This is a genomic window from Kitasatospora sp. NPDC056184, from assembly GCF_042268405.1.
In the GTDB taxonomy this organism is placed as follows: domain Bacteria; phylum Actinomycetota; class Actinomycetes; order Streptomycetales; family Streptomycetaceae; genus Kitasatospora.
In genome coordinates, this window is sequence record NZ_JBHJUI010000018.1 from 50217 (window position 1) to 63159 (window position 12943).

The 12943-nt window shown below is 74.3% G+C and carries 11 protein-coding genes; 1 reads left to right on the top strand and 10 read right to left on the bottom strand.

Going from position 1 to position 12943, the window contains the following annotated elements:
* Positions 1 to 50: 50 nt before the first annotated feature.
* Entirely contained in the window at positions 51 to 515 is a 465-nt protein-coding gene (gene paaI, locus ACFC0B_RS29365; protein ID WP_376092294.1) for a hydroxyphenylacetyl-CoA thioesterase PaaI, read from the top strand.
* Positions 516 to 585: 70 nt separating this feature from the next.
* Here the strand turns inward: paaI and ACFC0B_RS29370 are convergent, their stop codons facing one another.
* The 10 genes from ACFC0B_RS29370 to ACFC0B_RS29415 all read right to left on the bottom strand — a co-directional run bounded on the left by ACFC0B_RS29370 (position 586) and on the right by ACFC0B_RS29415 (position 12826).
* A complete protein-coding gene (locus ACFC0B_RS29370) occupies positions 586 to 1839 on the bottom strand; it encodes a phenylacetate--CoA ligase family protein (RefSeq protein ID WP_376092297.1) in 1254 nt (417 codons plus the stop codon).
* Between the two features lie 22 nt (positions 1840 to 1861).
* On the bottom strand, positions 1862 to 2728 hold the full coding sequence (locus ACFC0B_RS29375; protein WP_376092300.1) for an SDR family NAD(P)-dependent oxidoreductase: 867 nt from the start codon (positions 2726 to 2728) through the stop codon (positions 1862 to 1864).
* Complete coding sequence (locus ACFC0B_RS29380) at positions 2725 to 4020, bottom strand: MFS transporter (RefSeq protein ID WP_376092303.1); 1296 nt, start codon at positions 4018 to 4020, stop codon at positions 2725 to 2727. Before ACFC0B_RS29380 ends, ACFC0B_RS29375 begins: the two co-directional genes overlap by 4 nt.
* A complete protein-coding gene (locus tag ACFC0B_RS29385; protein WP_376092306.1) occupies positions 4017 to 5267 on the bottom strand; it encodes a phenylacetate--CoA ligase family protein in 1251 nt (416 codons plus the stop codon). The genes ACFC0B_RS29380 and ACFC0B_RS29385 overlap by 4 nt, the downstream gene beginning before the upstream one ends.
* Positions 5264 to 6313, bottom strand: a complete 1050-nt coding sequence (locus ACFC0B_RS29390; RefSeq protein ID WP_376092309.1) for a RimK family alpha-L-glutamate ligase — start codon at positions 6311 to 6313, stop codon at positions 5264 to 5266. Before ACFC0B_RS29390 ends, ACFC0B_RS29385 begins: the two co-directional genes overlap by 4 nt.
* Positions 6310 to 7746 carry a KamA family radical SAM protein gene (locus ACFC0B_RS29395; protein WP_376092312.1) on the bottom strand — a complete coding sequence of 479 codons (1437 nt, stop codon included), beginning with the start codon at positions 7744 to 7746 and terminating at the stop codon, positions 6310 to 6312. The genes ACFC0B_RS29390 and ACFC0B_RS29395 overlap by 4 nt, the downstream gene beginning before the upstream one ends.
* 7 nt (positions 7747 to 7753) lie before the next feature.
* Entirely contained in the window at positions 7754 to 9490 is a 1737-nt protein-coding gene (locus ACFC0B_RS29400; RefSeq protein ID WP_376092315.1) for a class I adenylate-forming enzyme family protein, read from the bottom strand.
* A 119-nt stretch (positions 9491 to 9609) separates the two neighbouring features.
* On the bottom strand, positions 9610 to 10983 hold the full coding sequence (locus tag ACFC0B_RS29405; RefSeq protein ID WP_376092318.1) for a flavin monoamine oxidase family protein: 1374 nt from the start codon (positions 10981 to 10983) through the stop codon (positions 9610 to 9612).
* Positions 10980 to 11222 (bottom strand): phosphopantetheine-binding protein, encoded by a 243-nt coding sequence (locus tag ACFC0B_RS29410; protein WP_376092321.1) that lies wholly within the window; start codon positions 11220 to 11222, stop codon positions 10980 to 10982. The genes ACFC0B_RS29405 and ACFC0B_RS29410 overlap by 4 nt, the downstream gene beginning before the upstream one ends.
* A gap of 98 nt (positions 11223 to 11320) precedes the next feature.
* Complete coding sequence (locus tag ACFC0B_RS29415) at positions 11321 to 12826, bottom strand: amino acid adenylation domain-containing protein (RefSeq protein ID WP_376092324.1); 1506 nt, start codon at positions 12824 to 12826, stop codon at positions 11321 to 11323.
* Between the last annotated feature and the right edge of the window lie 117 nt (positions 12827 to 12943).

Here is a 12943-nt window from a genome sequence, read left to right on the forward strand (position 1 = left end):
CGCACCGCACACCGAACCGTTTCGGGCCGTTCCCGGGGAAGCAGGGCGTCATGAGCGTGGACACCGCGGCCGTCGCGGACTCCGGCGGGTCGGCGGGCGCCGGCGTGCCGCAATCCCGGATGGCCGCGCTGTACGAGCGGGACCGGACCTGCCAGGGGCTCGGCATCGCGCTCGACGAGGTGTCCACCGGACACGCGGTGATGCGGATGACGATCGGCCCGGCCATGGTGAACGGGCACGGCATCGCGCACGGCGGCTTCCTCTTCCTTCTCGCCGACGCGGCGTTCTCCTACGCCTGCAACAGCTACGGACCGGTGACGGTCGCCCAGGCCGCGCAGGTGACCTTCCTGGCGCCGGCGGCGGTGGGGGACGAACTGACCGCCGAGGCGGTGGAGCGCACCCGCTCCGGGCGCACCGGCGTGTACGACGTGACGGTGCGCAACGCGGCCGGGAAGGCGATCGCGGAGTTCCGCGGCCAGAGCGTGATGCTGGCCGGGACGCCGTACAAGGGCTGAGCGCCGCGCAGACGGGCCGGACGCCCGCCGCCCGGGCCGGGGGAGACCCCCGACCGGGCGGCGCGGCGCGTCAGGCCGGCGGGCGCTCGTCGATGACCTGCTGGAGCTTGCCGGTGCGCGGGTTGGTGACCAGCTCGGAGCGCGGCACCCACTCCACCACCAGGTCGTGGATCACCCCGGCCGCCACGTCGTCCGGGTAGAGCGGCCGCGCCTTGTACACCGCCTCGACCAGCTGCCCGGCCAGCCCGGCCGGCGGCTCCTCGGTGTAGCCGAGGCGCAGGATCAGCCCGTCCTTGCCGTCCCAGCGCCGCTGCACCAGCTGCATGCCGGAGATGATCTGCTCCGGGTCGTGGGCGAGCAGGACGGCCCGGATCTCCTCGGTCGGCATCGCCACCGTGCCGACCCGGGCGCCCTCGGCGGACCGGCCGACCAGGCGGAAGCGCCCGCGCTCCGCGTCGACCCACTCGGCGCGGTCGCCGGTCGGGTAGCGCAGGATCGGCATCAGGGTGCGGAACAGGTTGGTGACCACGACCCGCCCGGGCACCCCGGGTTCGGTGATCGGCTCGCCGGTGGTGTCGTCGACCAGCTCCACCACGGTCCGGTTCGGGAAGGCCTCGTGCACCCGGACGTCGTCGCCCGGCACCGGCGCGCCGACCAGGCCGGCGTCCACCGAGGCGTAGCCGATCGAGGAGACCGCCGCGTTGGGGAACGCCCGGGAGAGGATCGGGCGCAGGTCGGCGAAGAGCAGGTCCCCGCCGAACAGCAGCAGTTCGATCCGCTCGGCGGCCCTGCCCTCCTTGACCAGCTGCTCGGCGACGGAGCTGAGCTTCATCGGCTCGCCGGCCAGCACGTCCACGCCGAAGTCGTGGATCAGCCCGGCCACGTAGGCGTCGGGCGCGGCGCCGACGGGCAGCCGGACGTTGTCGACCGGGGCGTGGTGCAGGGCGTTCTCGATGTAGAGGAAGCCGCCGTACAGCTCGCCGGCCCAGAACAGGTTGGCGACCCGGTGGCCGGGCTTGAGGCCGGCCTGGACCAGGCCCGCGCCGAAGGCGGTGACCGAGTCGGCGTGCTCGGTGCGGGTCCAGGGGGAGAACTTGGGGACGCCGCTGGTGCCGCCGGTCTTGTAGACGCCGGCGTCCGTCAGCGGGCCGGTGAGCAGGCGGTTGTCCGGCCAGGAGTTGGCGGCCCAGAAGGCGGTCTGCTCGATCAGCGGCAGCTGGGTGAGGTGCTCGACGCGCGGCGGCAGGTCCCGGTACAGCTCGGCGTAGAAGGGGGAGTTGCGGCGGGCGAAGTCGACCAGCTCGGGGAGGGGCTTGGCGGGCATGCGGACTGCTCCTGACGGGTGGTCATCGGTGGTCGGCGCGGCCGATCCAGGTACGGGCGAGGGTCTGGACGGCCGAGCCGTCCGGGTCGGCGAGCTTCTGCGCCAGGTGGTCGGCGGCCCAGGCGTTGGTGGGGACGCGGAAGGCGGGCCGCTCGGCGCGCAGCGTCCGCACCACCACCTCGGCCACCTCGCGGGCCGGCTGTCCGGCGGCCTCCCAGCCCTGGCCGCCGACCCGGGCCAGGTAGTCGGCGAAGGTCGGCGCGTACGGGCCGGAGGCGGCCGCGATGGTGCGCCGGTCGATGTCCGGGAAGATCCCGAACTCCGTGTCGGGCACGAAGCCGGGGACGACGACGGAGACCCGCACGCCGTGCGCGCCGGCCACCGGGGCGAGGCTCTCCATGAAGCCCTCGACGGCGAACTTGGCGGCGCAGTAGGCCTCGTTGAACGGCTGGCCGACCAGCCCGTGCACGCTGCCGATGGTGACCAGCCGCCCGCCGGAGGCGCGCAGCAGCGGCAGCGCGGCGCGGCTGACGGCGATCACGCCGAAGAAGTTCACCTCCAGGTTGGCGCGCAGCGCGGCGTCGGTGGACATCTCCAGGGTGGGGTCGAAGTTGGAGACCCCGGCGTTGTTGACCACCGCGTCCAGCCGCCCGTAGGCCGCGGCCACGCCGTCGACGCAGGCGGTGACGGAGGCGGGGTCGGTGACGTCCAGCCGGCGGACGTCCAGCGTGACGCCGGCCTGCTCGGCGGCCTCGCGCAGGGCCTCGGCGCGGGCCGGGTCGCGCAGGGTGGCCACCGTGGTGAACCCGGCGCGGGCGGAGGCCACGGCGGTGGCCAGGCCGATGCCCGAGGAGCAGCCGGTGATCAGCAGGACGTCGGGCGCGCTCACGACGCGCTCTCCGACAACTCGGGTGCCGCGTCGGAGGGCTGCTCCTTCGCCGCGCGGGCGGCGGCGTCCAGCCGGGGCTGGATGCCGAGCGCGGGGAGGAAGGAGCAGGCCGCCAGCAGCGTGCCGCCGGCCATCACCCAGCGGGCCGCGTCCCGGATGCCCAGCGGATCGGTGAGCGCGGAGACGGCGAGGCCGCCGATCAGCGCGGCGAGCGGGATCACGCCCCAGGTGACGGTGCGGAACGCCGCGTGCATCACGCCCTGGTGCTCGGCGGACATCCGCGACTGCCGGGTGGGCGCGCTGCACACGTTGATGCAGGACATGAAGAAGCCGTAGCAGCCCATGGTCACCGCGATCACCGGCCCGGACGGCAGCGCGGGCGCGGCCAGCACGCCCAGCCCGACCAGGCAGTGCAGCAGCAGCGACCAGGCCAGGGTCCGCCCCAGGCCGAGGCGCGCGCCGATCCGCGGGGCGACCACGGCGCCGATCAGCGCGCCCACCGCGCCGACCGACATGGCCGCGCCGAGCACCCCGACCGACACGCCGAGGCCCCGGTAGGCGAGCACCGGCAGCACCGTGACGAAGATCGGCCCGCCGGAGTTGAGGGTGACGGCCGCCAGCACCACCCGCCGCAGCACCGGGTCGGCCCAGTTCATCCGGAAGCCCGCGGTCAGCCGCTCCCACACGGTGCCCTCGACGACGGTCCGCCCGCCCCACGGCGGCATGGACCGGAAGCAGGCGGCGGACACCAGGTAGCTGGCCGCGTCCACCAGCAGCGCGCCCACCCCGAGCGCGCTGTACAGCCCGGCGGCGATCGACGGGCCGGCCACCTCGGAGACCGAGTTGCTGCCCTCCAGCCGGGAGTAGGCGCGCACCATCCGGTCCTCCGGCACCACGGCGGGGACGGCGATCAGATAGCCGACGTTGAAGAAGATGGTCGCGCCGCTGATCACCGCCACGCAGCCGAACAGCAGCGGGGTGGAGAGGAAGTCCAGCCAGTACGCGAGCGGGATCACCAGCACGGCGGCGAGCCGCAGCAGGTCGCAGACGAGCATCGTCAGGCGCTTGTCCCAGCGGTCGACCAGCACGCCCGCGACCGGGCCGAGCAGCGGGATGCCGAGGTACTGGGCCATCGCCACCACGCCGACCTGGAGGGCGGAGGCGTGCAGGACGAAGATCATCAGGGTGGGGACGACGAACACGGTGATCCGGTCGCCGACCACGCTGACCGTCTGGCCGGCCCAGAACAGGTTGAAGCCGCGCCCCAGGTCCTCCGGACGCCGCGGCTTCACGAGGCCTCCCCGGTGGCCGGCCGGACCTCGCGGACCGCGAAGGAGGCGGTCTTGCCGGTGCGGTCGTTGCTGACCAGCGCGTCCGCGACCCGGACCGTGACGTGCTCCGGGTCGTGCTGGAAGGCGGTGCTCAGCGTGAAGGTGCCGGACAGCAGCTCGGCGCGCAGCGCCGCCGTGTCCACCGCCGCGCCCGGGTCGGCCAGCAGCAGGACGTCCACACCGGTGGCCCGGCCGCCGTCCTCGGTGACCACCACCTGCGCCCGGGAGACGCCCGGTTCACGCTCCGCCCGGGCGACCAGCTCGTCCACGTGCAGGCCGAGGCCGCGCACCTGGACGACGTTGTCGCGCCGCCCCAGCACCCGCATCGCCCGGCCCGGCCGCCCGCACGGGCAGTCGGTCAACTCGCCCGCGTCGCCGGTGCGGTAGCGCAGCACCGGGTTGAGCACCTCCGGGTCGAGGGTGGTGAAGTCCAGCAGCCCGTCCGGGCCCGCGTGCACCAGCTGCCGGGGCAGCGGGTGGAAGGTGTCGGCCGGGCAGTCGGGGGTGTTGGTGCCGACCACCCAGGTCTCGGTGGAGCCGAACATGCCCCAGCGGCGGGCCTGCGGCGCGACGGCCGCGAGGTCCTCCTCCAGCTGCGGCTGCCAGGCCTCGCCGAGCCAGAGCACCTTGCGCAGGGCGGGCAGCTCGATCCCCGCGGCGCGGGCCTGCGCGAACCACAGGCGCAGCACGCTCGGGGTGCCGCCGATCGCGGTCACCCCGCGGTCGGCGAGGAAGGCCAGCCAGTCCGGGTACTCCTCGCGGGTGATCGAGCCGAGCGCGATCACCCGGCAGCCCGCCCGGTCGGCGAGCGCGGCGGCGAGGAAGTGCGCGCCCCACATCCGGCCCGCGCCCCAGGCGTTGGCGAACACGTCGTCCCGGTCGAGCGCCTGCCAGTGGTCCTGGACGGCGGCCATGTAGAAGCCGGTCGGCGCGTAGCCGACCTTGGGCGCGCCGGTGGAGCCGCCGCTCTGGAACAGCCAGGTGGCGGCGGTCTCCGAGCGGGGCTCCAGATGGGCCAGGGCGGTGTTCAGGTCGTCCTTGAGCAGCGGCGGCAGGGCGGCCAGCTCGTCGAGGCCGCGGAGGCCCTCGGGGAGGCCGGCGTAGCGCGGCGCGAGCGCGGGCACCGTCCGCAGCAGCTCCAGCGTCCGTGCGGCGACGTTCAGTCGGGCCCCGGCCGCCTCGGGCGGCAGGGAGAAGGCGTCGGTCATCGGGTTTCCGATCGGGGGGCGGGGGAGAGGGGGCGGTTCGCGAGCCACTTGGCGTGGGCGTCCCGGTAGGCGGTGAACCGGGCCCGGGTGATGTCCCGTTGCAGGGTGCGCCCCGGGTCGTCGAAGTCCGGGGCGATCACGCCGTCCGGCTCCAGCTCGGAGAACCAGTACCGCTCGCCGTCGTACAGGAAGTCCACGCAGAAGAACGGGATCGCCAGCTTCTCGGCGAAGTACGCGGTGGCCTCGGCCAGTTCGGGCGGCACCGGCGGGAACTCCATCGAGCCGCCGCGGCTGGCGTTGGCCACCGGCGAACCGGGCTCGGGCACCCGCCGCAGCGCCGCGTACGGCTTGCCGTCGATCACGTAGACCCGGTAGTCCACGGTGCCGTCGCCGAGGTAGGGCTGGGCGACCAGCGTGGTGTCGCCGCCCTGGGCGAGGCTGGCCAGGCCCCGGACGTCCTCCGGGCCGCGCGCCAGGTTGATCCCGCCGCCGCCGCACCAGCCGGCCGGTTTGACGATCGCCGGGTAGGTCAGCGAGCCGAGCGCCACCTCGTAGTGGTGCTTGGCGACGTCCCGGCCGGTGCCGATCCGGATCGAGGGGATCGGCGGCACCGGCGAGTCGGCGAGGTGCAGCACGGTGGCCAGCTTGTCGTTGCCGATCAGCGAGACCTGCGGCGGGAACGGCAGGTAGAAGCCGGCCTGCTCCAGCACCGCGTACAGCGCGTACTGGTTGAAGACGTCCATCGACTGGTACGGCAGCGAGTAGAGCGCGGTGATGAACAGGGTGTCCTGCGGGGTGACCGGCTCCTCGTCGACGTACACCAGCGGGCGGGCCGGGTCGGTGGCGTCGACGGTGACCGCGTCCGGCGCGTGCCGGCACCACGTCAGGCCCAGGTCCCCGGCCACCTCGGCGTAGAGGTCCCAGAAGTAGTGGCTCCAGGTCGCGGTCGTCCGGGTGGACTCGCGGTCGGGGAAGATCCAGCACATCCGGCGCAGCGGGCCGGGATCGTCCGGGGCTTCCGGGTGCTGCGGGGCGGCGGGGTTCACCGTGCTGCTCCTTCCTGGGGTGCGGGGTGCCCGGCCCGCTCCGCCCACCAGCGGCGGCCGGCTTCGGGGAGCGTGTCCACCGGGTCGTGGTAGGGGTGGAGGCGGTCCAGCGCGTCGTGCCCGGCCGGGGCGGCCTCCGCGGTGCGGACCTCCAGGCCGGTGCGGTAGTTCTTCGTCCAGTACGAGATGCCGCGCTCGCGGTCGTACGCCACCACCTGGTGCACCCAGCGCTTGCCGAGCCGCGGCACGTCGCAGACCAGGCGCGGGGTGGCGTAGCCGGGCAGGTAGCCCATGATCGCCTCCTGGAGGCGCTGCGCCTGGTGGAGGCTGGTGCGCCAGTGCTCGGCGTTGGGGATCATGTCGCAGAGGTAGAAGTAGTACGGCAGGATGTTGGCCTCGCCCTGGAGGGCGAAGCAGAGGTCCAGCAGGTCCTCGGGGGTGTCGTTGACCCGCCGCATCAGCACGCCCTGGTTGCGCACGTCCCGCACGCCCGCGTCGAGCAGCGCCCGGGCGGCCTCGGCGACCAGCGGGGTGACCGAGCGGACGTGGTTGGCGTGGGTGTGCACGGCGAGGTTGACGGCCCGGCCGGCGGCGAGCGTCGCCACCCGGTGCACGCCCTCCAGGACCTGCGGCTGCAGCCAGTGCTGCGGCAGTCCGACCACCGCCTTGCTGGCGAGCCGGATGTCGCGCACCGACTCCAGTTCCAGCAGCCGGACCAGGAACGACTCCAGCTGTGGCCAGGGGACGTTGGCGAGGTCGCCGCCGGAGACCACCACGTCGCGCACGGTCGGGGTGCGCTTGAGGTAGTCGAGCATCTGCTCCTGGCGGTGCTCCGGCCGCAGTGCCAGGCGGGTCTTGGCGACCTGCGGCGTGGAGGTGCCGACCAGGTCCATCCGGGTGCAGTGGCCGCAGTACTGCGGGCAGGTGGCGACCAGTTCGGCGAGCACCTTGGTGGGGTAGCGGTGGGTGAGGCCCTCGACCACCCACATCTCGGCCTCGTGCAGCGAGTCGCGCTCGGCCTTGGGGTGGCTGGGCCAGTGCGGCAGCCGGTCGGCGTGCACCGGCAGCATGTAGCGGCGCACCGGGTCCGCCAGGAAGGCGGCGGTGAACGCCTCGGGGGTGGTCGGGGCGTGCGCGGCCATGGTGTTGAGCAGCTGCGGGGGCACCAGCAGCGGCATGGTCGCGAACCGCTCCTGGTCGGCCTCCAGTTGGGCGTAGAACTCCGCGGTGAGCAGGTCTCCGGCGACGGCCCGCAGCTGGCGGGTGTTCTTGACGCAGTGGGCGCGCTGCCACTGCGCGTCGCGCCATTGGGCCTCGGTCACGTCGCGCCAGCCCGGCAGCCGGCGCCAGTCCGGTTCCACCAGGGGCGTGCGGACGTACTGGTAGGGCTGCGCGGGCGCGGGGTGCGCGGCGGCAGCGTGCTGGTCGTCCATCCCGGGACTACTGGCCGGTGAAGAGGGTGGCGAAGCGGGTGCGCAGTTCGCGCTTGAGCACCTTGCCGGTGGGCCCGAGCGGGAACTCCTCCGCGGTGCGGGCGATCCGGACGGCGGCGAGCGCGGCCAGGCCCGCCCCGGCGAGCGCCTTGTTGGCGGCCTCCTGCACGTCGGCCTCCGTGGCGTCCGCCGCGTCCTGCTGCAACTGGACGACGGCGATCGGCCGTTGGCCCTCCCCGGCGGCTCCGGGCACGCCGACCACCGAGCAGTCCCGGACCAGCTCGGCGCAGTCCGCCAGCAGCACCTCCTCGATCGGCAGGCTGTAGACCGGGCCGGCCGCGGTGTCGATGACGTCCACCGTCCGGTCCAGGTGGTAGAACCGGCCCTCGGCGTCGCGCCGGGCGACGTCCCCGGTCAGCCAGTACCCGGCCAGCTCGAAGCTGCCGGTCAGCCGCTCGTTGTTCCAGTAGCCGGGTGTGCGCGACGGGGAGTCGATCGCCAGCAGCCCGACCGTGCCGTCCGGCACCTCGGCGCCGTCCTGGTCCAGGACGGCGGCCCGCCGCACCACCTCCAGCGGTTTGCCGACGCACCGGTCGTCGCGGACCGACTCCGGCGTGGTCACCTGGCCGAACAGCGCCATGCCCATCTCGGAGGAGCCCAGGCCGTCGACGAACTGCGAACCGGGCAGCGCGGGCTGCTCCGCCTTCTCCTGCGGCAGCAGCCAGGGCCGGATCAGTCCGGCCGGGCGCTCGCCGAGCCGGACGAGGCGGCGGATGTGCCCGTAGTGCGCGCTGTCGCCGGTGTTGAACCAGGAGTGCACCTTGGCGGCGCCCTTCACCGGCGCCTCCCCGGTGGCGAGTTCGACGAAGGTCCGCGGGAAGGAGGCCACCATGGTCGGCCGGAAGGCCTCCATCACCGGCTCGACCACCGCGCGGCGCCAGTCGGCCATCACCACGGTCGGCAGGCCGAGCAGCGCCGCGGTGAGGAAGTAGCTCAGGCCGCCGGCGTGGGTGTGCGGCATCAGCGACATCAGCCGGTCGTACGGCTCGGCGGGGAAGCGCACCATGCGCGGCTGCTTGCCGTCCCAGAACTGGCGGTGCCCGAGCATCGTGGACTTCGGGGTGCCGGTCGTCCCGGAGGAGTGGATCAGCGCGACCACGTCGTCCGGCGCGTGCCGGTACGGGTACTCGGCGGGCAGGGCGCCGGAGGCCTCCGCGTCGAAGGCCTGGACCTCGGCGGCGAGCGCGAGGAACCGGGGCCGGCGCTGCGGGTCCTGGCGGTAGGCGGCGGCGAGCCGGGTGGTGTCGTCGGCGACCACGCCGACCACGCCGACGTGGTTCAGGTAGCGCACCATCACGTCGTGCCGCATGGCGTCGTTGACCAGCGCCGGGACGGCGCCCAGCGCGGAGAGCGCGAGGAAGTGCAGCAGCGGCTCCAGGCCCTCGGCGATCACCACGGCCACCGGCTCGCCGGGGCGCACGCCGTTGGCGTGGTACCAGGCGGCGTAGCGGTCGCGCAGCGCGGCCAGGTCGAGCAGGCTGTGGCCGCGCAGCACGACGGCGCCGCGGTGGTCGGTGTGGTGGCTGTAGGCGAACGGGACCGCGCGGTTCGGGTTCACCGCGAGGGCGTGGTCGAGGAAGTTGCCCGCCCCGAGGCCGGGTTCGGCCATCAGCCGCTCGCGGGCGGCGAGCGGCGCGATCGGGGTGGGCGGGGTGCTGCTCAGGGGGGAACTCGGGTCGCTCATGGCGTCTCCTGAGAAGGGGGTGGCCCGCTGTTCTTGTGGAACGTGAGCACGGGCGGCGGGGGGAACGGTGCCGGTTGGTGCTGTTGCCCGGGCGGCGGCGGATCAGGCCTCGCGGCGGATCAGGCCTCGCCGTCGAGGATCTCCGCGACGACCCGGTGGCCGGAGCGGATCGCGCCCTCCAGCAGGCCGAAGAACTCCGTGCTGGTCTCGGTGCCGGCCCAGTGCACCCGGCCGTGCGGCGCGGTCAGCGCCGGGCCGAGCCGCAGCCAGTCGCCCGGCCCGAAGAGGGCCGCGTAACAGCCCTTGCTGTACGGCTCGTTGACCCAGTCGGTGAGGTGGAAGCCGACCGGATCGGGGAGCATCGGGAACAGCCGGGCGGCCTGCGCGACGGCGGTCGCGCGCTGCTCGCGCGGCTCCAGCGCGGCATAGCGGTGCGCCTCGGCGCCGGTGACGAAGCCGGTCAGCACGCCGACCTCCGCGCCGGCCGGCGAGTCGTCCACCGTGGAGAGCAGCGGGCCCTCCGCGTTCACCGACCAGCCGGAGAGGCCGTGCTCGCGCCAGACCGGTGACGGGTAGACCAGGTTGACCTTGACCGCGCAGCCGCGCCCGGTCCGCCCGCCCGCCCGGCGGGCCGGCGGCTCGGGGCCCAGGTCGAGGGCGTCGGCGAGCAGCGGCGGCAGTGCCACCACGGCGGCGTCGGCCCGGTAGGCCGCGCCGCTCCCGGTGTGCACGGTGACCCCGTCGGCGTCCTGCGCGACGGAGCGCACCGCCTCGCCGAGCCGGACGGTGCCGCGGTGCCGCTCGGTGATCCGGGCGGCGAGCCGCTCGCAGAGCAGGTGCGCGCCGCCCGCGACGCGGTCCTGCTGGGCGCCGCCCTCGAAGGCGTTGAGATAGCGCAGGCCGCCGCCCGAGCGCAGGTAGAACGCCATGTGCAGGACCGAGATGTCGGCTGGGTCGGCGGCCATCATCTCGCCCAGGAAGAGCGGGAAGAACAGTCGGGCGTCCGGGTGGGTGAGGTACTGCTCGGCCCACTCGGCGGCGGTGAGGGTGTCCAGCCGCTCGGCGTCCGGGGTGAGCCAGGGCGCCTCGGGCCGGACGACGGCGGTGAGTTCGGCGAGGTGGTCGAAGAGGTCGCCGAGGGCCACCGCGTTGAGTGGCGGGAAGCGGCCGTCCCGGGTGGCGTGTTCGGTCCCGCCGCCCCGGCGGCTCCCGAGTGCGAAGCGGCTCGCGCCGAGCATCGTGGTGGGGGCGGTGTGGAGGTCCAACTCCTTGATGAGGTCCAGGAGTTCGGTGTGCCGGGCGCCGAGGTAGGCGGCGCCGGCGTCGATCCAGGCGCCGGGGGCGACCTCGATCCCGTGGGTCCGCCCGCCGACCCGCTCCCGCGCCTCCAGCACGGTGACGTCCACTCCGCGGGCCGCCAGCCCCTCGGCGGCGGTCAGCCCCGCCAGTCCGGCCCCGACGACGACGGCGGAACGCGCTCTGCCGCCCGTCATCTCGCGCCCGCGATCAGCTCGACGAGGGCGGCCGGGGTCGGCGCGAGCACGAAGTCCTCGAAGGACAGCTCGACGCCGTACGTCCGGGCGAGGGCGCTCAGCACGCGGGTGGCGATGAGGGAGTCGCCGCCGAGGAGGAAGAAGTCCGAGTCCGCCGCGACCTCGTCCGTCTCCAGGACGCGGCGGAAGATCGCCGCCACGCCCTCCGTGTCGGCGGGAGTGGTGTCTACGCTGCTCAAGGGGGTCTCCTGGAACCGTCGGGTGGTGCGGTGCGCCGGGGCGGCACCGGTGAGGGTCGGGGGCCGTTCGTACGCGCCGGCCCGGACGCGGGGCGTCGTCAGGGGTTGGTCGCCGCCGGGACGGGCACCGAGTGGCGGCGGTGCGAGGCGGCGCGGTCGACCTTGCCGCTCGCCGTGAGCACCAGCTCGGGTACGACGGTGATCCGGCTGGGCACGAGATGGCCGGGCACCCGGTCGCGCAGGTACGCGCGGACCTCGGCGTCCAGCGTCCCGGCCGCCGCCGCGGCGCGCGGGACCACGTACGCGACCAGCGCGGAGCGGCCGGCGACGGTCGCCCCCGTCACCGCCACCGCGTGCACGCCCGGGTGCCCGCCGATGTGCGCCTCGACCTCGGCCGGGTCGACCCGGATCCCGCGCACCTTGAACTCGCCGTCCAGCCGACCCTGGTGGGTCAGCACGCCGTCCGGCGCACGGCTCACCCGGTCGCCGGTGCGGAACCAGCGCACGCCCTCGGCGTCCGCGCCGAAACGGGCCTCGGTGGCCTCCGGCAGGCCGAGGTAGCCGAGCGCCACCGCGGGCCCGCCGATCAGCAACTCGCCGCGCTCGTCGATCCGTTCGCGCACATGGGGCAGTGCCCGGCCGATCGGCACCCGGTCGCCGGGCGCCCAGGGCCGGTCCCGGGCGGCGGCCAGCGGCCCGTGCAGGTCGACGGCATGGGTGATCAGCGTGGTCTCGGTGGACCCGTAGGTGTTGAGCAGCCGGATCCGCCCGGTGTCCAGGGCGGCCCAGTCGCCCAGCCGCGCCGGGTTGGCGGCCTCGCCGCCGATCACCACCAGCCGGACGCATCCGGGCAGCGCGGCGCCCTCCTCGGCGAGGTGGAGGACCAGTTCGTGCCAGAAGGCGGTGGGCAGGTCGAGCACGGTGACCCGCTCGCGCCCGATCATCCGCAGGAAGCGCGGGAAGGACCCGCTGTGGGCCTCGCGGTCCAGGACGAGCGCGGCGCCGGTGGTGAGCGTCGGCAGGATCTCCTCGAAGCAGGTGTCCCAGTTCAGCGAGGCGAACTGGAGCACCCGGTCCTCGGGGGTGAGTCCGAACAGGGTGCGCAGTGAGTCGACGGCGGCGGAGATCGCGCGCCGGGGGGTGACGACGGGTTTCGGCTGCCCGGTCGAACCCGACGTGAAGAGCAGGTAGGCCGGACGCTCCGAGCCGTCCTCGGGGGTCTCGACCGATCGCGGTAACTCGGGGGGGTCCGGGACGAGTTCGGGATCGAGGCCGAGGGTCGTCCGGCAGCCGGCCGCCGCCAGCATGTCCTGCTGCCGCTGCCGGGGGAACGCCGGGTCGACCGGGCAGTACGCCCCGCCGGCGGCCAGGATGCCGAGCAGCCCGACGACGGTGTCCGGTGTGTGCACCGCCGGAACCGCCACCACCCCCGGTGCGGTGCCGATCCGGTCGGCCAAAGAGCCTGCCGATTCGTGCAGTTGGCGATAACTGATGTCCTGTCCTTGGTGGACGATCGCCGGTCGTTCGGGATATCGGCGCACGGTTTCCGTGAACGCGTCAATCAAGTCGGAAGTGGCCCCGTTGATGTTGCGGTTATTTGTCATGCCCGCCCCAAAGAATGCCGTGCGAGCACGTGTTCGGTACTCGGCGGACCGGGACTCTACCGGCCGAACCTGCGGAGCCACAATGGTTGTTGAGGATGTCGCTTCAAGGATGTGTGG

Coding starts and splice junctions, on each gene's coding strand:
- ACFC0B_RS29385 (WP_376092306.1), bottom strand. CDS start 5,267: ATGACCGACGCCTTCTCCCTGCCGCCCGAGGCGGCCGGGGCCCGACTG.
- ACFC0B_RS29400 (WP_376092315.1), bottom strand. CDS start 9,490: ATGAGCGACCCGAGTTCCCCCCTGAGCAGCACCCCGCCCACCCCGATC.
- paaI (WP_376092294.1), top strand. CDS start 51: ATGAGCGTGGACACCGCGGCCGTCGCGGACTCCGGCGGGTCGGCGGGC.
- ACFC0B_RS29405 (WP_376092318.1), bottom strand. CDS start 10,983: ATGACGGGCGGCAGAGCGCGTTCCGCCGTCGTCGTCGGGGCCGGACTG.
- ACFC0B_RS29415 (WP_376092324.1), bottom strand. CDS start 12,826: ATGACAAATAACCGCAACATCAACGGGGCCACTTCCGACTTGATTGAC.
- ACFC0B_RS29370 (WP_376092297.1), bottom strand. CDS start 1,839: ATGCCCGCCAAGCCCCTCCCCGAGCTGGTCGACTTCGCCCGCCGCAAC.
- ACFC0B_RS29395 (WP_376092312.1), bottom strand. CDS start 7,746: ATGGACGACCAGCACGCTGCCGCCGCGCACCCCGCGCCCGCGCAGCCC.